This window comes from Pseudomonas capeferrum, from assembly GCF_013523055.1.
In the GTDB taxonomy this organism is placed as follows: Bacteria; Pseudomonadota; Gammaproteobacteria; order Pseudomonadales; family Pseudomonadaceae; genus Aquipseudomonas; species Aquipseudomonas capeferrum_A.
The window spans coordinates 201,865-222,952 of record NZ_JAAMQM010000006.1; the positions used below are offsets into that span (position 1 = coordinate 201,865).

Annotated in this window: 17 protein-coding genes and 1 riboswitch; of the genes, 5 read left to right on the forward strand and 12 right to left on the reverse strand. The window is 62.0% G+C overall.

Annotated elements, in window-relative coordinates; all coding sequences use genetic code 11:
- Positions 1–186 precede the first annotated feature (186 nt).
- Positions 187–1,692 carry a glycine betaine/L-proline transporter ProP gene (proP, locus tag G7009_RS09170; RefSeq protein ID WP_181129677.1) on the forward strand — a complete coding sequence of 502 codons (1,506 nt, stop codon included), beginning with the start codon at positions 187–189 and terminating at the stop codon, positions 1,690–1,692.
- Between the two features lie 122 nt (positions 1,693–1,814).
- Here the strand turns inward: proP and G7009_RS09175 are convergent, their stop codons facing one another.
- The 7 genes from G7009_RS09175 to G7009_RS09205 form a co-directional block, all read right to left on the reverse strand.
- A complete protein-coding gene (locus tag G7009_RS09175) occupies positions 1,815–2,507 on the reverse strand; it encodes a sensor histidine kinase (protein WP_181129678.1) in 693 nt (230 codons plus the stop codon).
- A complete protein-coding gene (locus G7009_RS09180; RefSeq protein WP_181129732.1) occupies positions 2,504–4,111 on the reverse strand; it encodes a tetratricopeptide repeat-containing response regulator in 1,608 nt (535 codons plus the stop codon). Before G7009_RS09180 ends, G7009_RS09175 begins: the two co-directional genes overlap by 4 nt.
- A 154-nt stretch (positions 4,112–4,265) precedes the next feature.
- Positions 4,266–6,983: a LuxR C-terminal-related transcriptional regulator gene (locus G7009_RS09185; RefSeq protein WP_181129679.1), complete on the reverse strand. Its 2,718-nt coding sequence runs from the start codon at positions 6,981–6,983 to the stop codon at positions 4,266–4,268.
- A 969-nt stretch (positions 6,984–7,952) separates the two neighbouring features.
- Positions 7,953–9,317 (reverse strand): DUF1329 domain-containing protein, encoded by a 1,365-nt coding sequence (locus G7009_RS09190; protein ID WP_181129680.1) that lies wholly within the window; start codon positions 9,315–9,317, stop codon positions 7,953–7,955.
- A gap of 26 nt (positions 9,318–9,343) precedes the next feature.
- Entirely contained in the window at positions 9,344–11,230 is a 1,887-nt protein-coding gene (locus G7009_RS09195) for a DUF1302 domain-containing protein (protein ID WP_181129681.1), read from the reverse strand.
- A gap of 332 nt (positions 11,231–11,562) precedes the next feature.
- Positions 11,563–13,245: a fatty acid--CoA ligase gene (locus G7009_RS09200; protein WP_181129682.1), complete on the reverse strand. Its 1,683-nt coding sequence runs from the start codon at positions 13,243–13,245 to the stop codon at positions 11,563–11,565.
- Positions 13,246–13,427: 182 nt separating this feature from the next.
- Positions 13,428–14,057 (reverse strand): LysE family translocator, encoded by a 630-nt coding sequence (locus G7009_RS09205; RefSeq protein WP_181129683.1) that lies wholly within the window; start codon positions 14,055–14,057, stop codon positions 13,428–13,430.
- 178 nt (positions 14,058–14,235) lie between these two features.
- Between G7009_RS09205 and G7009_RS09210 the strand changes: the two genes are divergently transcribed.
- The 3 genes from G7009_RS09210 (at position 14,236) to G7009_RS09220 (ending at position 17,084) form a co-directional block, all read left to right on the forward strand.
- A complete protein-coding gene (locus tag G7009_RS09210) occupies positions 14,236–15,201 on the forward strand; it encodes a 2-hydroxyacid dehydrogenase (protein WP_181129684.1) in 966 nt (321 codons plus the stop codon).
- Positions 15,202–15,252: 51 nt separating this feature from the next.
- Entirely contained in the window at positions 15,253–16,251 is a 999-nt protein-coding gene (locus G7009_RS09215) for a class I SAM-dependent methyltransferase (protein ID WP_181129685.1), read from the forward strand.
- Between the two features lie 38 nt (positions 16,252–16,289).
- A riboswitch (yybP-ykoY riboswitch) is annotated at positions 16,290–16,409 on the forward strand.
- A gap of 90 nt (positions 16,410–16,499) precedes the next feature.
- The gene (locus tag G7009_RS09220; RefSeq protein ID WP_181129733.1) at positions 16,500–17,084 is read left to right on the forward strand and encodes a TMEM165/GDT1 family protein; all 585 of its coding nucleotides are present in this window, start codon (positions 16,500–16,502) and stop codon (positions 17,082–17,084) included.
- Between the two features lie 181 nt (positions 17,085–17,265).
- Here G7009_RS09220 and G7009_RS09225 read toward each other — a convergent pair whose 3' ends face one another.
- The 4 genes from G7009_RS09225 to G7009_RS09240 form a co-directional block, all read right to left on the reverse strand.
- The gene (locus tag G7009_RS09225; RefSeq protein WP_181129686.1) at positions 17,266–18,081 is read right to left on the reverse strand and encodes a M48 family metallopeptidase; all 816 of its coding nucleotides are present in this window, start codon (positions 18,079–18,081) and stop codon (positions 17,266–17,268) included.
- A gap of 120 nt (positions 18,082–18,201) precedes the next feature.
- Positions 18,202–18,822: an SOS response-associated peptidase gene (locus tag G7009_RS09230; protein WP_181129687.1), complete on the reverse strand. Its 621-nt coding sequence runs from the start codon at positions 18,820–18,822 to the stop codon at positions 18,202–18,204.
- 13 nt (positions 18,823–18,835) lie between these two features.
- A complete protein-coding gene (locus G7009_RS09235) occupies positions 18,836–19,096 on the reverse strand; it encodes a putative signal transducing protein (protein ID WP_181129688.1) in 261 nt (86 codons plus the stop codon).
- The gene (locus tag G7009_RS09240) at positions 19,096–19,281 is read right to left on the reverse strand and encodes a CPXCG motif-containing cysteine-rich protein (protein WP_181129689.1); all 186 of its coding nucleotides are present in this window, start codon (positions 19,279–19,281) and stop codon (positions 19,096–19,098) included. The genes G7009_RS09235 and G7009_RS09240 overlap by 1 nt, the downstream gene beginning before the upstream one ends.
- 121 nt (positions 19,282–19,402) lie before the next feature.
- Between G7009_RS09240 and G7009_RS09245 the strand changes: the two genes are divergently transcribed.
- A complete protein-coding gene (locus tag G7009_RS09245; protein ID WP_181129690.1) occupies positions 19,403–20,578 on the forward strand; it encodes a 1-acyl-sn-glycerol-3-phosphate acyltransferase in 1,176 nt (391 codons plus the stop codon).
- A gap of 176 nt (positions 20,579–20,754) precedes the next feature.
- On the opposite strand, the gene G7009_RS09250 is transcribed toward G7009_RS09245, so the two are convergent.
- Positions 20,755–21,015: a hypothetical protein gene (locus tag G7009_RS09250; RefSeq protein WP_181129691.1), complete on the reverse strand. Its 261-nt coding sequence runs from the start codon at positions 21,013–21,015 to the stop codon at positions 20,755–20,757.
- Positions 21,016–21,088: the final 73 nt, after the last annotated feature.

Sequence of the window (21,088 nt, forward strand, 5' to 3'; positions counted from 1 at the left end):
CTGCCATGCCAGCCGTCTCCTTAAAATCGAAAAGAATCGACGAGGGGTGAATTATTTCATGTGTTACCGGATCTTAACGTCACGGGTCCCGGCCTTGCCGAACAACCGAGCACCGCCCATTGGCCTCATTGGTCTCGCCCGCCGCTGACAGCCCGCGACGAGACATGGTCGCACAAGGTAATCTGTATGAAATCACGTCGGAAACACGTCAATCCCATCGGCCTGAACGACATCACCATCGTCGACGACGCAAAGATGCGCAAAGCCATCACTGCCGCAGCGTTGGGCAATGCGATGGAATGGTTCGACTTCGGTGTCTATGGCTTTGTCGCCTACGCATTGGGCAAAGTCTTCTTCCCGGGCGCCGATCCTGGCGTGCAGATGATCGCCGCCTTGGCAACCTTCTCGGTTCCTTTCCTGATCCGTCCCCTGGGCGGGCTGTTCTTCGGTGCCCTGGGCGACCGCTACGGCAGGCAGAAGGTCTTGGCAGCGACCATCGTGATCATGTCCATCAGTACCTTCGCGATAGGACTTATCCCTTCCTATGCTTCCATCGGCGTCTGGGCCCCCGTCCTCCTGCTGCTTGCCAAGATGGCGCAGGGCTTCTCCGTCGGGGGCGAATACACGGGGGCTTCCATCTTCGTTGCCGAATACGCGCCTGACCGCAAGCGCGGCTTCCTGGGGAGCTGGCTGGATTTCGGCTCGATCGCAGGCTTTGTTCTGGGCGCCGGCGTCGTGGTGCTGATTTCCACTGTCCTTGGCGAGGAGGAATTTCTCGAATGGGGCTGGCGCCTGCCCTTCTTCCTCGCGCTTCCGCTAGGCATGATCGGGCTTTACCTGCGACACGCCCTGGAAGAAACACCGGCATTTCAACAGCATGTGGACAAGCTGGAACAGGGCGATCGCGAAGGCCTTGCCGGCGGCCCCAAGGTATCGTTCAAGGAGGTGGCGACCAAGCATTGGCGCAGCCTGCTGACTTGTATCGGGGTAGTGATCGCGACCAACGTCACCTACTACATGCTGCTCACCTACATGCCGAGCTACCTCTCGCACAACTTGCACTACAGTGAGAACCGCGGCGTGCTGATCATTATCGCCATCATGATCGGTATGCTGTTCGTCCAGCCGATCATGGGGCTGATGAGCGACAAATATGGTCGCCGTCCTTTCATCATCTTCGGCAGTGTCGGCCTGTTCGTTCTGGCGATCCCGGCCTTCATGCTCATCAACAGCAATGTGCTAGGCCTGATCTTTGCCGGACTGCTGATCCTGGCCGTGTTGCTCAATGCCTTCACCGGCGTGATGGCCTCCACGTTGCCAGCCATGTTCCCGACGCATATCCGCTATAGCGCGCTGGCCAGTGCTTTCAATATCTCGGTACTGATTGCCGGCCTGACGCCCACGATCGCCGCCTGGCTGGTCGAGGCTACCAACAACCTCTACGTGCCTGCCTACTACCTGATGTTCATTGCCGTGATCGGTCTGGTCACAGGCATCACCATGAAGGAAACAGCGAACAAACCCCTGCGCGGTGCAACGCCTGCCGCTTCCGACATCGAAGAAGCGCGCGAGCTTCTGCAAGAGCATCACGACAATATCGAACAGAAGATCGAAGACATCGATGCGCAGATTTCCGATCTGGAAAACAAGCGCCAGACGCTGGTGCAACAACACCCTCGTATCAACGAATGAGCTCGGATGCAGCGCTTCGTCCAAGGACAACAGTCGGGTAAGAGGGACATTCCCGCCCCGAGGGAGGTGCATCCCATGGATGGGATGCACGCTGGGAGCGCCCGGTGTGGGCGCTCAAGCGATCAGGGCAGATACAGCTTGAACAGGCCACCGCCCAAGGTGCCGCCATTGCTGATCTCGATCCGCCCGCGTATGCCGTCACGTTCGTGCAAGGCAGCGATCCGGGCCGCGAAGTACAAGCCCAGGCCGGTACTGCCGGTGCTCTGGTCGATGCCTTGGACGAACTCTTCCTGGCGCTCGATCATGACTTTCGGGTAGCCGGGGCCATCGTCGTTGATGCAGATGATCAACTGCTCGTCTTCTTCCTCGATGCTCAGCAGCAGCGCGTGGCCGGCGTGCCGGATGGCGTTGTCGATCACGTTGGCCACCACCGATGCGACCAGCTCGCGATCGAAGAAACCAAGCGGAGCGTCGGTATCGATACGCCAGGTGGCCAGGATGTCGCGCTGCACCAATACCTCTTGATGCTGCGCCAGCTGCGCCTCGATGAAGTCGTCGAGCTCGTGGTAGTCCGGGCATACGGGAAGCTGATTGACACCTAATTTGTAGAGGCCGAGCAACTGCACCAACATGCTGTTGAGGTGGGAAAACTCATGCTCGATCACGCCTTGCTCGCTTGCGCTACGCAGTTCGGGAGGCATGCGCGATACCCACTGGCCGTGGGCCTGGGTCAGCGCGGCGAGGGAATTTTTCATGTCGTGTACGGTGGAGGCGATCACCGTGGAAAAATCCAGCCCCTGGTTGTCGTGGTTCATGCGCCAAAGACTCGGATATGGAGTTTACGGTAACGGTCGTAGCGATTGTCGCTGGCGGGAATGCCGGCGACACCGTTGAGGCTCTTGCGGCATTCCTGCATGACCTCTTCGGAAAGCTTGTCGCCAGCGATACGCAGCAAGGCTTGTGTGGTGTTGAGGGAGATACTGATGTTCTTCGGCTGCATGGCCAACGCCCGCCGGAAAATATCCAGCGCCTCCTTGAGGTCGCCGCCCTGATAGCTACGGACACCCTGGCGGTTGAGCTCCACCGCCTGGGTGACCGCGTTGAGCACGGCGGGATCGTCGGTCAGCTTGGAGACGCTCTCCATGACCTTGGGATCATCGCCGTAGGTTTCCACGCAACCCTTGAGGATGGACACGGCAGCGCCGTCCTGACCGAGCGCCTGCAACTGCCTGGCGACGGTGAGGGCGGCGTCGACCGAGAAGAACTGCTCCATCTTTTCCAGCCGCTGGACGGCCTGCTCGGTCAACTTGCCCGCGGTTTCAGGGTCGCCGACCTGTTGCAGGCTGGCGGCCTTCATCATCCGCGCACGGACCTGCAGCCCCTGGTCATCGGCGTTGTCCTTGGCTACCTCGCTGAGCACGGTGTTGATCTCGACACGGGTACGCGCATCCAGGCCATGCCCCTGATTCTTGCTCATCAGCGCCTGGGCCAGGTTGAGGTTGCACTCCGGGTCCTTGTAGCGTGAGCTCTTGCCCTGATTGACCGCTTGGCGGAAAGCCTTGGTGGCGCCTTCGAAGTCACCGTTCTCCATGGCCAGCTTGCCCAGCATCGACTGCCGACGCACGGCCAGAGGCGATAGCCGCACGGCTTCTTCGAGCATGTTCTGGGCGCGCTTGGACTCGCCTTGGGCAACCAGCACTTGGGCCATGCCGTCGTAGAGCCCGGGCATGATCGGGAACGCCTTGAGCGCCTGATCGTAGACTCCCTGCGCCTGGCTGACCTTGCCGCGCTTGTGCAGCAGGCTGCCCAGGGCGGCATAGGCCCAGGGCTGCGGTCGACTGGACAGAATGGCCGTGAGCAACTTCTCGAGTTCGTCGAAGCGGTTGAGGTCGCGCAACGCGTCGGCGCGGTAGCGCAGGCACAACGGCGCGAAGCGTGGATCCTTGCGACACAGCTCGGCGCAGGCTGCCAGCACTTCGGCGGGACGACTGCGATCGAGTGCCTGGAGGATCGGCTTGAGCAGCGTCTTGCGCTGCGTCAGCTTTTCCAGGCGCTGGGCCAGACCGACGCGGTTGAAGGGTTTAGTCAGGTAGGCATCGGGCTCGTGCTCCAGGGCACTGAGCACGATCGCCTGACTGCTCTCGGCGGTCACCATGACGAAGACGCACTCATGACTGATCAGCTTGTCGATGATCAGATCTTCCAGCACCTGTTGGCCGTTCTTCTTGCCGTCGCCCAGGTGATAGTCCTGAAGGACGAAGTCATAGCGCTTCTGCGCGCACATGCGCAGTGCCTGTTCGCCACTGTCGGCGGTGTCCACCTCGCGAGCACCCAGCTCGCGCAGCATGGAACGCGTCGACGTTCGAAAATCGCTGTAGTCGTCGACGATCAGAAAGCTTTTTTGCCCGTACTGCAGCATCAACACGACCTGTCATGGGTTGAAGGAAAAATGCCCGTGGCGATGACGCCCAACCCTGTATCGGCCAGAGGCGAAAAAAGATGAGCGCGATCCACGCGACCCGAATGATAGCCAAAGGACATCAACCCGACGTTTGGCATGGGATAGCCGGAGCTCAGGAAAGCAGGCCCAATGTCTTGGCGCGAGCGACTGCCTGAGTACGACGCTCGACACCGAGCTTGCTGTTGATGTGACTGGCATGGGTCTTGACGGTGTGAAGGGAGATGAACAGGCGCTCGCTGATCTCCTGGTTGGAGCACCCTTGCGCGATCAGTTCGAGCACCGCCATCTCACGGCCGCTGAGGGCTTCGCTGGCTCCCGTCGGGGCTACCAGGACCCGTGGCAGACGAGTCAGCAGAGTCGCCTGGACCTCGCAGGCAGGGCGTTGCAGCAATTGCTCCCGCAGCCATAGGGAATGCCCTTCGATCAGTTGCTGGAAGGGTTGCAGCGCACCGCCCCGAGCCGCCTCCAGTGCCTGCGGCAGCACACCGCGCGCCTCGGCCTCCCGGCCTTGCGCCAACAGCAGACTCAGTGACTGACACAGGGCACTGACACACAACATCATCCCACCGCCGGCCTGACCGCGCCTGGCCAACGCATCCAGACGCGCGAGCGCCTGGGCAGGACGCTCCAGCTTCTGCTCCAGCGAGGCCTGTTGCAACTCGATGTGCAAAGGCAGCAGTGGGTGAAATTCGGGGGCGGGGGCCGCTTGCTCGCCGCCATAAGTCTGCCCCAGGCGCAGCAGCCAGGATTCGGCGAGATCGGTCCTGCCCTGGGCCAGCCAGAGCTCGCACTTCACCAAGGTGATCATTGCCAGGTAGAAGATGGGCGGCACGTCCCAGATATGCATCAGCCGTTCGGCTTCGGCCAGCTCGGCGAAAGCGTCGGCGAAGCGGCCTTCGCGACCGTCCAGGGTGGCGATGACGCAATGCCCGATCAGCACGCTGATGTCTCGACAGGCGCGGGCCTCGCTGAGCCCGGCGCGGAGCCGACTCCGTCCTTGCTCGGACTGCAGACGGGCGGCGAGCAGGAAACCTTCGTACAGGGTCAGGCGCGCCCGGACTGCGTACAAGCGCTGGGGGGGCAATCCCTGTAGCCGCTGGAGCCCACGATGAACTTCCTCCAGCGCTCGTGATACCTCCCCGCGCGCGTGCAGCACGCGCGCCCGATCATAATGAGCCAGGGCTTCGAACAGCGGATTGCCCACGCGCTGGGCCAGCTCGAGCGCCTCCCGGTTCCAGCCCCGGGCCCGCCAGAAATCGCCGTCGGCGATGGCCAGGTTGGACAAGGTCGACAGGCATACCAGGCGCTGACCGTAACGCTTGGTCGGCAGGGTCTGCAGGGCTTCGCCGCAGCAGGCCAGGGTTCGCTCGCGATCGCCACGCCCCCTGGCGATGATGCCGCTCAGGGCCAGCCATTGAGCGAGCATCGACCGTTGCGCGGTGGCCGACGGCGCGGGCAGAAAGCGGCTGAGGTGACTGGCCAGCTCCTGGGCGGCATCCAGCTGGCAGGCCAGCCCGAGCGCCCAGCTATACAGGACGATCAGGCGTGGCGTGCTGACCAGCAGGCTGTCTGGCAGGTCCATTTTCCAGCGCAGGAGCATGCCGACATTCTGCTCCGCCAGCAGTTGCTCTTCGGAAAGGCTCTGCACCAGATCCGCGGCGACGTCGAGGTGCCCGGCACGCAGGGCCTGCTCCACCGACTCGTCGAGCAACTCGTGCTTCTGGAACCAGCGGCAGGCGCGCAGGTGCAGGGTTGCCAGCGGTTGGCCGGATTCGCGACTGCGCAGAAGATCGGAAAACAGATGGTGATAACGGAACCAGCGGCCATGCTCATCCAGCGGTACCAGGAACACCTGATGGGCCTGCAGGAAGCGAAGGATCTCGTCGCTGTCCGTGCGTTCGCGCAGGGCATCGCACAATTGCGCGCAGAAACGATCCTGGCAGGCCGTCTCGTACAGAAACGCTTGCACGTCGGCGGGCAGTATTTCGATGACCTCTTCCAGCAGATAATCGCGGATCAGCCCTTCCCCACCGTGCAAGGCTTGCGGCATGGCCGGATCATCACCGGATTCGCCGGCCGCCAGTTGCCAGAAGCGCAGGCCCGCGACCCAGCCGTCGCTGCGCTGGATCAGGTTGTCGAGCGCCTGGCCGCGCAGGCCGGTCGGCTGCTTGCCGAGAACGGCCAAGGCTTCCTCGGAGGTAAGCCGCAGATCCTGTTCGTTGAGTTCGACCAATTGTCGCGAAAGGCGCAGACGGGCCAGGTGCCAGTCGGGACGCTGACGGCTGGTGACCAGCAAGACCAGTCCGGGCGGCAGGTGGTTAAGGAAAAATTGCAGGCAACGGTCCAACACCGGGCCTTGAGCCAGGTGATAGTCGTCCAGCACCAGCAGTACCGGATCGCTGGGGTGAAGATAAAGAGAAAGCTCGTCGAGCAGGTTGTCCAGCCACTCCTCGAAGGCGAACGGCTGATGATGCTGGCGCATTTTCAGCAGGCCCAGCGCTTGGCCTCCCAGGGCGGGGCAGAACTGCTGCAGACCTTCGAGCAACCTTTCCAGAAAGCGCCCTGGCTCGCTGTCCCTCTGGCTCAGGCCGAGCCAGAGGCTGCGCCAGTGGCTGGGCAGGTTCTGGCAGCATTCGATGGCCAGCGAGCTCTTGCCGAAGCCTGCGGGTGCATTGATCAGCAGCAACCTGCCGCCCAGTCCCGTGAGCAGACGCTGGGACAGGCGCGCTCGTGCGACATGGCCGTCCGGCAACGGCGGCCGGTAGAAACGCCCGTCCAGCAAGCCCAGGGCCTGGCTGGAGAATCCATTCGTACGGGACAAATCGGTCATGGCCGGCTCGTTCTGATGGGGAAACTTCGGCAGTACGTCAAGGGCGAGACTAGCGGTTAGTGTGGGGTATTAGAAGATGTTGGGCGGGGGGTCGGGTAAAAAAGACTACGACAAAAAGAAACAATGGAGGGGGATTGGCGCTAAAGGTAAGTCTTTGTGGCGTGTCATGGCGGCTAGACGCATGCAGGGACATCTCGTGGTGTTCTTGAGATCGAACGCCGCCCGCGCGGTGCATCGCGGGTGCATGTCTTTGGATTTGTAGTGCCTTTGAAATCGAGCGCCGCCCGCGCGGCGCATCGCGGGTGCATGCCTTTGGATTTGTAGCGCCTTTGAAATCGAGCGCCGCCCGCGCGGCGCATCGCGGGTGCATGCCTTTGGATTTGTAGCGCCTTTGAAATCGAGCGCCGCCCGCGCGGCGCATCGCGGGTGCATGCCTTTGGATTTGTAGTGCCTTTGAAATCGAGCGCCGCCCGCGCGGCGCATCGCGGGACAAGCCCGCTCACCACATTTGTTGCAACGTGCCATGGCCTGATAGACCGGAGTCTTAGCCTCTGTTTGTACGACCAAGATAAGGTGACTAAAAACAGCCTTGATGCAGTCTTCCGTCATGCACCAAAGCTGACAACTCCAGTCTCACAGGCCATGGTACGTTGCAACAAATGTGGTGAGCGGGCTTGTCCCGCGATGCGCCGCGCGGGCGGCGCTCGATCTCAAGAACGCTACAAAGCCATGACATGCATAGCGCGATGCGCCGCGCGGGCGGCGCTCGATCTCAAGAACGCTACAAAAGCCATGACATGCATAGCGCGATGCGCCGCGCGGGCGGCGCTCGATCTCAAGAACGCTGCAAAAGCCATGACAGGCATAGCGCGATGCGCCGCGCGGGCGGCGCTCGGTCTCGAGGGCGCTGCAAAATCCAAAGGCATGCCCTCAGCGGTCCTCATGCCGTCTCATTTCAGTGCCAAGACCTCAACGCACCCCCTGCTGGCGCAGCGCCGCTGGCTGGAAGTCGGCCTTGGTGGCGCTGACACCGAACTCATACGAGCGTTTTTCCTCGTTCTTCATGCCCAGCGCCAGATAGCGACCGGACTGCAGGTCATAGACGGTTTCCAGGGTGTACCACGGCACCTGGGCGTTGTAGTAGTCCTGGGAATGAGCCTCGGAAACACGCCACAGCTGATTACGACCGTCGTACTGGTCGATCACGGCTGCCTGCCAGGTATCCTCGTCGATGTAGAAGTCACGCTTGGCATAGATATGCCGCTGGCCCGACTTGAGGGTCGCCACCACGTGCCAGACACGGCGCAGCTCATAACGCGCGAGGTCCTGATTGATGTGGCCTGGCTTGATGATGTCGGCGTACTTCAGGCTCGGCTGGTCGAGCTTGTAGCTGTTGGAGGCGATGTACATCTCCTTCTTGCCTTCGAGCTTCCAGTCGTAACGATCAGGGGCACCGTTGTACATGTCCAGGTTGTCGGAGGTCCGCAGGCCATCCGCCGCGGTACCCGGGCCGTCATAGGAAACCTGTGGTGCCTGGCGTACCCGGCGTTGGCCTGCGTTGTAGATCCAGGCCTTGCGCGGCTCCTTCACCTGATCGAGGGTTTCATGCACCAGCAGCACGGTACCGGCCAGACGAGCAGGCGCCGTAACCTCCTGCTTGAAGTAGAACAGGACGTTGCCCGGGTTTTGCGCGTCGTAGTCCTTCATCCGATCACGGAAGACGAACTGGTCCTGGAAGTACACCAGGCTGTAGGAGCCGTTGGGCTGTGGAGTCGCCTGGGTCACCAAGCGCTTCACGCTGCCGCCGCGGTAGCGGGTGATGTGATTCCAGATCACTTCCACGCCACTTTTGGGTATCGGGAACGGCACGGCGGTCTTGAAGTTTTCCAGGCCATTGCCGCCGCCGATCAGCGTGGTCGCGGTGGCGTTCTGCTTGATCGCGGCGAACACCTCGTCCGGGACGGTGGAGCCGCGGTGGGTCTTGTACACGGGGATCTTGTACGTCTCGGGGTAGCGCTTGAACATCGCGAGCTGGCCAGGGGACAGCTTGTCCTTGTACTGCTCGGCGTTCTGCGCGGTGATGGTCAGCAACGGTTTCTCGCTGCCATACGGGTCCGAGAGGAAGCCTTTGCCATCGGCACTGCCCGCAGTCTTGGTCAACGGCTGCCACGGGCCGATGGAGCCGTCGGCGTTACCGGCCTTTTCCGCGCCCATCGGGGTCAGGGTGGAACCGAGCTTGGCCGCCTCGTCGGCGGAGACCGCGGCCATTACGCTGGATGCCAGCAGGGACAGGCCCAGCACACCGGCGGTCAGCAGACTCTTGGTGGTATTCATTCTGATGTCGTCCTGGATCAGTGGGCTTAGAAGTTCACGCCGAAGCTGAGCGCAACGAAGTCGCGATCATCCACGGTGGTGTACTTCCCATCGAAGAAGTTGGTGTACGACAGGTTCGCGGTATAGGTGTTCTGGTACTCCGCGTCCAAGCCGAGACTGATCGCCTTGCGGCCTTCCTCGAAGTTGGCGCCCGGGCCTGGCGAGTAACCGGAGACATCGTGAGACCAGGCCACGTTCGGCCTGAGGTTGACCCCGGCGAAGACGTCGTTGTAGTCCCAGATCACACGCGCCCTGTAGCCCCATGAAGTACTGGTGGTGTAGCCATCGTTCTCGCACTTGCGGCTCAGGTTCGCCGTGGACGCACCGGCACCGGCGCCCGCGATGGTGCTGGTATTGAGCGCCAGACAGGTGTCCGCGCCACCGGTGGCGGGCAACGGACCGGGCCCGTAGACAGGGTCTCGGCCATAACGGGTCTCGCGCGCGTTCTCCAGGCCGCCGACATGGGTGACGCCCAGCTCGCCGACCACCGTCATGCGGCTGGCACCCATCACCTGGTCGAAGAAGTGCGTCAGGGTGGTCTGGAACTGGGTGATCTCCTTGCGGCGATAACCGTGCAGGTCCTGGCCAGGCACGCCTGTGAGCAGCGAGGCGTTGCTCAAGGCCCCGCCCAGAGGTCGCACCCCGGCGAACAGGATGTCGGTGGTATTCAACTGCACCGGCGCGTTGGGCCGGTAGCTGACCTCGCCGCTCCACGCCGTACCGGTAGGCAGGGTGGTGGAGAAGCTCAGGCCATACAGGCGGATATCCTCGGGGTACTCGATAAAGTACTCGGAGTTGCCCGCGACGATCAGCGGCGCCAGGGCACGCAGCTGTGCCGGTAATGCGGCAACGCCACGGAAGACCCCGGGGGCGGCGCCCGTGGCACTGAAGATCGGCGCGCGGCTGTGGTAGTTCATGAAGTAGCCACCGAACTCGGTGTTCAGGGGCTCGTACATGTAGCGCAAGGCGACGCCGAACTGGCCACTGTCACGCGCGTCGCGGTCGGCCCCACGCCTTACCCCGACACCTTCCTCGTTGAGGTCGACCCCCTGACCGGCCAGGAACGCCTGGGCCGCGGCAGGAACGGCACGGCTGCTGTTGAGCACGCGCAGGTTGTCGGTACAGCCGTCGGCAACGATATCCGGCTGGGAGAAGAAGGTGCCGCAGTTGTCGACGATCGTCTGGTCCCATTCGATCTGGTAGAAGGCCTCGGCGGACAGGTTGTCGGTCAGACTCTGGGAGACGTAGAACATGTTGACCGGGATCAGGCCTTCCTTCACCTCGGCGCCAGGACGGCGGAAGGCAGACACGTCGATCGGGTTGACTGAGTTGATGCCCCCGCCGATGAAGGTACTTTCACCCCAGCTCACCACCTGCTTGCCAAAGCGCACGGAGCCCGGCTGATCGCCAATGGAGTAGTTGTGATAGACGAAGGCATCGAGCAGTTCCGCGCCCGAAGACTGGGCGCCTTCCTTGCGGTTGGAATCGCTGATGTCCTTGAACTCGCGGCCCTCGTCCTTCAGCTCGAAGTCATACCAGTATTTGCCGCGGACGAAGACCCCGGTATCGCCATATTTGAGTTCCAGGTCATGAATACCCTTGAAGATCTTGGAGAAGGTCTCGCCGCGCTTGAAGTTGAGGTGGCCATCGTCCGAGGTCTGCGATAGGCCCTTGCCGCCATTGTTGACCCCGATGAGGTTTTCGTTCGGCTTGGCGGTCGACCAGCTGGCGCCCACGGAGAGCGACGAGTCGAACTGGCCTTCGATTTCCCCGATGTTGAAACTGACGCCGAACGCAGGCCCGGCGAGCGTGGAAGCGAGGCTGACGGCCAGAGGCAGCTTGGCCCGGCGCCAGAACAGGTTTGCAGATGTCATCGACGCTACTCCATGTACTTTTTGTTATGGCAGTGAGTCCTTCCAGGAACGCTGCGTTCATCCGACTGCAAGGCAGCAGGCCTTGGCGAACGCGGCTTGCACGCGCATGGCGGCAAGCCACTCCCTGAAAATCCCCTGACTCGACTATAGCCAGCGGGCACATGCGCTAGATCCCTCTAAAGTGTGATTTGCGCTTTCCGTGACCGCCCTGCCCGAAATGTCGACCTGTTGGCCAACTGCAAGGAAGAATGGCGCAATTTCATTTTTAGACAAGGCGCGCGACTGTCTGGAATGGGGTTTTCGCCTATCAGGCAGCCTCGCGTCTCCGACTGCTACAAGGTCGACAAAAAGGCACTGTTACTGGCCTGCCACTCGATGATGTCCACCCGGATACGCTTCTTGTCCAGCTTGCCGACACTGGTCTTGGGAATTTCCGTAACAAGGGCGATCTGACTCGGAATCGCCCATTTGTTTATATGGCCCTGCTCGACGAATGGCTTGAGATGCTCCTTGAGCGCCCGCGCATCGATGCTTTGCAACGGATGCACGACCAACAGGGCAAAGGGTCGTTCGCCCCATTGGGGGTCCGCCACACCCACCACGGCCACCTCGCGGACCGCCGGGTGCCGGCTGATGAGGTCCTCGAGGTCGAGCGAGGACACCCATTCGCCGCCTGTCTTGATCACATCCTTGATACGGTCGCGTATGTCGATGAAGCCCATGCTGTCGAGGGTGGCCACGTCACCGGTGTGCAGCCAGCCGCCCTCCCACAGCTCCAGGCTTTTTTCCGGTTCGCGGAAGTAGCCCATGCTCAACCAAGGCGCGCGCAACACCAGTTCGCCCTGGGTTTCGCCATCGGCGGGCAGGAAGTTGCCCTCGCAATCCATGATCGCGGCCTCGACCAATGGCACGGGTACGCCTGCCTTGATGCGGTAGCTGATTCGCTCCTCTTCGGTCCCGGCCTGCAGTTCATCATTGAGGTGCGCGCAGGAAATCAACGGACAGGTTTCCGACATGCCATAGGCAGCGGTGAGCTGGATGCCGCGAGCCTTGGCGGTTTCGTAGAGGGCCCGGTTGAGCGCGCTACCGCCGATGATGATCTTCCATCCGCCGAAATCCAGCCCTTGCGCGGCCTTGCAGTTGATCAGCATCTGCAGGATGGTCGGTACGCAGTGGGAGAAGGTCACCTTTTCCTTGCGCCATAGCTCGACCAGCAATTCAGGATCGTAACGTCCCGGATAGACCTGCTTGAGCCCGAGCATGGTAGCGGCATAGGGGATGCCCCAGGCATGTACGTGGAACATGGGCGTGATGGGCATGTACACATCGTTGCTGCCGAACAGGCGTACGCTATCGATGCTACCGGTCACCGACGTCTCGGCCAGCGTGTGCAAGACCAACTGGCGGTGTGTGAAGTACACGCCCTTGGGGTTGCCTGTGGTACCGGTCGTGTAGAAGGTGGTGGCAACCGAATTCTCGTCGAAGTCCGGAAAGTCATAGTGCGGGCTCGCGGCGGCGAGCAGTTGCTCGTATTCGCCGACCAGGGCGGGCAGCTCGGCAGTCTTGTCCTCGCCATCGGTCAGCAGCAGGGTCTTTTCTACCGTGGTCAGCTGACCGGCGATCGCCTGGTACAGACCGACGAAATCGCTGTTGACCAGCACGAAACGATCTTCGGCATGGTTCATGGTGTAGAGCACCTGCTCCGGCGAGAGGCGTACATTGATGGTGTGGACCACCGCGCCGATCATCGGGATGGCGAACATGCACTCCAGGTAGCGATGACTGTCCCAGTCCATGACCGCCACGGTATCACCGGCCTTCACGCCCGCCTCGCTCAGCACATTGGCCAGGCGGGCGATGCGTTCGTTCAGTTGCAGGTAACTAAAGCGCAGCTGGTCGCGGTAGACGATCTCGCGAGTCTTTTCGTAACGACTGCCAGACATCAACAGGCGCTTGATCAGCAGGGGAAAGGAATAGGCACCTTCGGTAGGCGCAATGATGCGAGTCTGCAGCATGGGAGTCCCTTTTCTGGCGTACAGCCGTGGCAAATCAGGACCTTACTCTAGAGCGGAGCACAGCAGGCCAAATCAGCCGAAGGAATGATTCGACTTGTGCAGGTATGAGTCATGCCCGAACTTGTCGGGCATCAGTGGGCGCGGACGAAGTGACGCCTTCCTCCCGCCAAACCCAGCAACCTTCAATGCATTTCGGTAAAGGCAATCTTGATGCCCAAGCCTACCAGCACGGCCCCCATGGCCCGGTCGAACCAGTGCCCCATGCGGGCGAAACCTGCACGCACACGCTGCTGGCTGAACAGCATGGCTACCAGGCAGAACCAGAAGCCGGTCGCCACTGCCAGGTAAACGCCGTAGCCGGCCTGCACCAGCAGAGGGGTATGCGGGTCGATGACCACGGTGAACAAGGACAGAAAGAACAATGTGGCCTTGGGGTTCAGGCCATTGGTCATGAATCCGGCAACATAAGCCGCGCGAGGGCTGCGCGCGGTTTCCGTTACCGCTGTCTGATCCGCACCCGCCTTGGCTGGACCCGCACGCAGGGCCTTGATACCGATGTACAGCAAGTAGGCCGCCGCCAGCCATTTGAGCGCATTGAACAGCACGATCGACTGGGACACGATCAACCCGATGCCCAGCAGCGAATAACCGACATGCACGAAGATCGCGGTCCCTACGCCCAAGGCGGTCCAAGTACCGGCGCGTCGCCCATGAGCCACGCTTTCGCGAACCACGACGGCGAAATCCGGGCCTGGACTGGCTACGGCCAGCAGGTGAATGAGGGCAACGGTGAGAAATTCAGCCCAGTACATGGGGCAGGCTCCTTGCAATAATTGGATACAGACATCCCAGACTAACCCTTGGTAGCCAAAGGCGACAGGTACAGTTGCCTGCCAATTGCGTTTCGGGAAAGACATTGACGCTCTTTGCCCGCGCCCGCGAAACTCCCATGCCACAGAAGTCTGTCTTCCCACTGCCACCGGAGTTCCCATGCCAAGCCCGCGACGTGCCGTGTTCCTCGACCACCAGTCCCTCGATCTGGGTGATCTCGACCTCAGTGCCCTCGAAAACCAGTTCGACAGCCTGCAATGCTACCCGGCGACTTCCCCGGCCGAGGTCGCCGCACGCGTTCAAGATGCTCAAGTGGTCATTAGCAACAAGGTCATGCTCGATGCCGCAACCCTAGCGGCGAACCCTCAATTGCAACTGATCCTGGTCGCTGCCACCGGCACCAACAACGTCGACCTGCAAGCCGCGCGAGCCCAGGGCATCACGGTGTGCAACTGCCAGGGCTACGGTACGCCTTCGGTCGCCCAGCACACCTTGACGCTGCTGCTGGCACTGGCCACGCGCCTGTGCGACTACCAGCGGGCGGTCGCCGAAGGCCGTTGGGCAAAGGCCAGCCAGTTCTGCCTGCTGGATTTCCCTATCGTCGAGCTGGAAGGCAAGACCTTGGGCCTGCTGGGTCACGGCGAGCTGGGTGGTGCAGTCGCCCGCCTGGCCGAAGCCTTCGGCATGCGCGTGCTAAGCGGGCAGATCCCCGGTCGCCCGGCCCGCGATGACCGGCTGCCGCTGGCAGCGTTGCTGCCGCAGGTCGACGCGCTGACCCTGCATTGCCCGCTCACCGAACAGACCCGGCACATGATCGGCGCGCGCGAGCTGGCGCTGCTCAAGCCAGGCGCGCTGGTAGTCAATACCGCTCGCGGTGGCCTGATCGACGAGCAGGCACTGGCCGACGCGCTACGCAGTGGTCATCTGGGTGGCGCCGCTACGGACGTGCTGACGGTCGAGCCGCCGGTCGATGGCAACCCTCTGCTGGACGCGAGCGTACCTCGACTGATCGTCACGCCTCACAGCGCCTGGGGCGCGGTGGAGTCTCGCCAACGCATCGTCGGGCAACTGGTCGAGAATGCACAGGCGTTCTTTGCCGGACAGGCACGGCGAGTGGTCAGCTAAACGCCTCTGGCCTCTGCTAAACTGCGCCACTTTTTTCAGGAGGCGCTGCCCATGGACCCGCGCAGTGAAGTGCTGCTTCGCCAGGCCGAACTGTTTCAAGGCCCCTTGCTGCTTGCCGGCTTGCCCGCAGATGACCTGCTCGGGCACCTGGCGGGCGCCAATGGCTGGAGCTGGCACGCGGGTGACCAGGCCCAGCTCGACAGCCGCTTCGCCGGTCGTAGCCACCATGGCGTGACCGTGCCGGAGGTGCCCTTCGAGGCAGCGGTGCTGTTCCTGCCCAAGTCGCGCGATCTCGCGGCCTACCTGCTCAATGCCCTGGCGTCCCGCCTGGGCGGGCGCGAATTGTATCTGGTGGGCGAAAAGCGCGGAGGTATCGAAGGCGCCGCCAAGCAGCTCCACGCCTTCGGCACGCCGCGCAAGCTCGACAGCGCCCGTCATTGTCAGCTCTGGAAGGTCACGGTGGAGCACGCGCCAGAGCCCAAGGCGCTGGAAGACCTGGCGGAGCGCTTCGAGCTACCCCTGATCGATGGCCCCTTGCAGGTTGTCAGCCTGCCGGGCGTATTCAGCCACGGTCGCCTTGACCGCGGCACGGCCCTGCTGCTGGAACACCTCGATCACCTGCCGGTCGGGCCAGTGCTGGATTTCGGTTGCGGAGCCGGAGTGCTTGGCGCGGCAGTCAAGCGTCGTTACCCGGACAGTCAGCTCACCCTGCTGGATGTCGATGCGTTCGCCGTGGCCAGCAGTCGCCTGACACTTGCCGCCAACGGCCTGGAAGCAGAGGTCATCAGTGGCGACGGTATCGATGCGGCGCCCTCCGAGCTGGCCGTTATCCTGAGTAACCCACCGTTCCACACAGGCGTTCATACCAACTATCACGCTTCGGAAAGCCTGCTGCAAAAATCACGCGATCATCTTCGAAAAGGTGGTGAACTAAGACTCGTAGCCAACAGCTTCCTACGCTATCAGCCGCTTATCGAAAACGCGCTGGGAACCTGTACAACCCGAGCCGAAGCGAACGGTTTCAGGATTTACCAGGCGACACGCGCTTAAAACAAGGCTTGCCGAAACGGATTTGCCTAGGCAGAATCCGCTCCGTCCTAGGGGAGTAGTCTCCCGCGAGCACCCTGCTCGCCCGGCACGCGTCAACATACTTGGCCCACAGGCCATGGCGCGTGCGACCCGCGGTCCGCGCAGACGGATCCAGGTTTGACAAGACCTATGACACGCACACCTTACCCGGGGCGGGAAGGTCGTACGTGTCATAGCCGTGTCGACCCGCCCCTTTAGGAAACCTGATGCTGGAATCTCTTCTTATCCCAACCGCAGTTGTCGCGCTTGCCGAAATCGGTGACAAGACGCAGTTGCTGGCGCTCATTCTTGCAGCTCGATTTCGCAAGCCCTGGCCGATCATTGCCGGCATCGTCGCCGCCACCTTGGCCAACCATGCAGCGGCGGGCGCGGTGGGGGCCTGGGTCAGTGGTTTCTTCAGTACGACGGTGCTGCACTGGATACTTGCCGCCAGCTTTGCCGCGACCGCGCTCTGGACGCTTGTGCCAGACAAGATGGACGATGACGAAGCTGGCGCGGCTCGCCGGTTCGGGCCATTCCTGACGACCTTGATTGCGTTCTTTCTCGCCGAGATCGGGGACAAGACGCAGGTCGCTACCGTGATGCTCGCGGCGCAGTACCCAGATCTGATCATGGTCATTATCGGGACGACGCTGGGGATGTTGATTGCTAACGTGCCGGTCGTGCTGGCGGGGAATTTTGCGGCGGACAAGTTGCCGCTTACCTTGATACGGCGATTGGCTTCGGCGGCCTTCTTTGTTCTGGCGGGAGTGGCGGTTTATTCGGCGATGCAGGCTAGCGGCTGGGTGGGTTGAGAGCGCTGCTCGACTCGTCCGAAACGTGAGCGACCTGGTTATCCAGATCTATTGCTGTCGCTGTAGATCTTGATCTACCGCCCCATTCCAGCAGGCCGAGCGGGGCTGGCAGATCAACAGCCAGAGCAAGAGCAGCTTCGTGTGTAGCGCGCCAACCTGCTCTTCCAGTGAAACCGTAACCTTACTTCCTGGCCTGCTCGTAAAGCGGCATCACCTTCGGTATCGCCGCCTGCAAGGAAGCGATCCGGCTGGAGGACGCCGGGTGAGTACTCATGAACTCCGGCTGAGAACCACCCGATGCCTGGCTCATCTTGTTCCACAAGGTGATGGCAGCATTCGGGTCGTACCCGGCCCGAGCCGAAAGCTCAAGGCCGATCAGGTCGGCTTCGTTTTCGTTGGACCGGCTGTTAGGAAGGGTCAGAGAGTACTGCACGACGGTATCGGCCAGGGCGAGACTGTCTTGCCCCAGACCAAGCAACGCGCCCGCACCCTGGCGAGCCATCTGCACACCATAGGCCTTGGACATGGCCTCGCGCCCATGCTCGCGCAGGGCATGGGCAATTTCATGCCCCATCACCGCGGCAAGCTCGTCATCGGTCAGCTTGAGCTGCTCGATAAGACCGCTGTAGACGAAGATCTTGCCTCCAGGCCCACAGTTGGCGTTGAGCTCGTCGCTCTTGATCAGGTTCACTTCCCACTGCCATTGGGCCGCATCCGGACGGAACTGCGGGGCCTGGGCGATCAGGCGGTTGGCAATGGCCTGGACGCGCTTGGCGTTGGCACTGGTCTTGTCCAGGTCACCCTTGCTCGAAGCTTCTCCCAGGGTCTCCTGGTACGACTGGGCATACATCTGATTGACCTGGTCGGTCGACAGCATGCTGAACATGTACTGCTTGCGCTCGACGCCGACGGAGCCGCCGCTGGTCGTATTAACCGCCTGACAGCCGCCCAGTACGACACTGGCACCCAGCAGGCCGGCCAAAAATGTTTTACGCATGAACACACTCCTTTTTACATGCCGCGTATCCTAGGCCGAGATTGCACCCAGGACTATAACCACGAGGAAGATTTCTCGCCCTTTTCAGGACACCGTCGGCCATGGGCCAACCCGAATCCATTAACCCGGAGTCAGGCACTCCGGGCCATCGAGCTTGGGATCATTGACGAAATTGGCCAGCACTCGTTCCCGAAGAGTCGACGGAGGGCGCGCCAGCAGTTCCTGGATTCGTGGCAATGGCGTCGCCGGATCGAGCCAGGCGGCCTGCGCCGCTTCGTCGAGAATCAATGGCCTGCGCTGGTTCATCGCGGCCTGGGTGACGACGGCGCAACTCAGCCAGACCTGTTCCTGGACCGGATAAGCCTCCCATATCGCCGCGAAGAACAGGGAAGCACCCTCGCCCGGGGTCAGCCAGTAGGGGCGTTTGCGGGCACTGCCGCGCCATTCGTAGAAACCGTTGGCCGGCATCAGACAGCGTCGCAAGCGCAGGGCTTCGCGGAACATCGGTTGCTCGGCAAGGGTTTCGGCGCGGGCATGCGCCGGCGTGCGCGAGAGGTCGGTCAACCAGGGCGGGGTCAGCCCCCAGCGGGCCAGGGCCAGCTCCGGCGCGCCTTCGACCTGGCGCTGGATCAGCACCTGGGCGCCGGGCGAGATATTCCATTGCGCCTGATGCCCGACTGGAAAACCCGGCAATGCAGCAAAGGCCGGGGACCAGCGAAACAGGGCGTAGCGTCCACACATGGCGATATACAACCTAGCAAATCAGGGTTCCGGGAAAACTCTCCGGTTCGTCGCCAGCAAGTGGCTGGGCGGCATTGTACGCGTCGATCAGTTGCCGTGCGCACCCGGCCTGCTCGTCGTCGACCACCAGGCCCAGCACCCCTTGCAATGGCAGGTCGCCCATGGCACCCATCAAGTCGCGCCCGACCAGATGCACGGGGATACCTTCGCTGGCCAGCATGAGAATCAACACTTCGGCCTCCATGAGGCTTTCAGGTTCGTAGATCCGCCGCATCAGGCATCATCCTCGCGCCTGACGTCGAGCATCCACTCGTCGCCCTGTACCTGCAGGATGAAGATGATCGGTTGGCAGCAGACCTGGCAATCCTCGGTGTATTGCTGGTCGCCCCCGGAGAGATCGACCGTGGTCTCGACCGGCTCACCACAATAAGGACAATAGTAGGTCTCGTTTTCCAGCATCGCGGCCTCCGCGGTGACTTGTGCGTATAATCGGCGATCTGTTTACAGGCCCTTGGCGTGTCCGTACTTTTCGGACCGGCCCTTACCTTATTACCCTAGCCGTTTCCAACAAGAGAGCATGATGGGCGAATTCGATGCCATCCGACCCTACGACGACGCTGAGGTCCCTGCCGTTCTGGCACGCCTGCTCAGCGACCCGGCATTCCTCGATATCCTCACTCACTTCCGCTTCCCGCGTGCCGCCGGCGCGTTCGGCTGGCTGCTCAAGCCGCTGATCGCACGGCGCCTGCGCCAGGAGTTCGCCGGCGTCAGTTGCGTCTCGACCCTGCAGGACAAGGTCGAGCATTACGTCGACCAGACCATCGATCGCGCGACCGACGGCGTGACCTATTCCGGCGTCGAGCAGCTCAAGTCCGGGAGCGCCTATCTGTTCCTGGCCAACCATCGCGATATCGTCATGGATCCCGCGTTCGTCAACTACGCGGTGTACCACGCCGGTCTGCCGACCCCGCGTATCGCCATTGGCGACAACCTGCTGCAGAAGCCGTTCGTCAGCGACCTGATGCGCCTGAACAAGAGCTTCATCGTCCACCGTTCGATCAGCGGACGTCGCGAGAAGCTGGCGGCGTATCAATTGCTGTCGGCATACATCAACCATTCGATCCGCAACGACTGCGTCTCGATCTGGATCGCCCAGGCCGAAGGCCGGGCCAAGGACGGCGACGACCGGACCGATTCGGCCATCCTCAAGATGTTCCACATGAGCCGCAAGGACGAGCCGTTCGGCGCGGTGATCCAGGGCCTGAACCTGACCCCGGTATCGATCAGCTATGAATACGACCCGTGCGATCAGGCCAAGGCCCGCGAGTTGTATATCCGCGCCACGACCGGCACGTACAAGAAGACGCCCGGCGAGGACGACAACAGCATTGCGTTGGGCATCACCGGCTACAAGGGCCGAGTGCATATCAATTTCGCCCAGCCAGTGACACGGTTCTTCGAGGACACCAAGCAATTGGCCGTGGAAATCGACCAGCAGATCCTCGGTGGCTACCGGCTCTTCCCGGTGCATTATCTGGCGTATGCGCTCTGGAGCGAAGCGAACGCGACACTGCAGGTGCCCAAGGCGGAGCAATTGTTTCCCGCCGACGAGCTCGCGCGTGCGAAGGCCGAATGGCAACGGCGCCTGGAACTCTGCCCAGCCGAACATCGCCCGTACTTGATCCAGCAGTATGCGACACCTGTGCGCAATCAATACCAGGTCAAGGCGCAGCAAGCCCAGGGTCTGGGCGCCTAAGGGCAGCTTCATGGCGTGTGCCGCCTGAAATGGTCATGGCGGCATACACCTGATACGCGCGGGACAGGAACACGTTTCGTCCCGCCCAAGATCCCTGTTCCAACATCTTTCCACGAGCCGCTGCCTGGCGCTTGCACAGGCGGCTGACGCCCTCGCACGACGACCCAGTCGGACGATTACACCCAAGTACTGAACCAGGACAGCAACAGCGCGAGCGCCAGGCACGAAAACCCGAGGACGTAGTAGAAGCGTGGTACCCGCTGGCCAAAGGTGTCGACCACTGCATCATCGACTGCCAGGTGTTGCCGGACCACGGCTTCGCGGCGACGAGCGCTATGCAGGAGCAGACCGCCCGGGCAGGTGAACAGCAAGGCCAACACATTGATCAATTTGGCCGGATGGGCAGCCAGAAGCCCCCAAAGCACTTGCAAGGACATCGCACAACCTCGGAATGACACGGCAAAGCCCGGCATTCTACCCAAGCCTCGATCCCTCGCCCTCCTTTTGCGA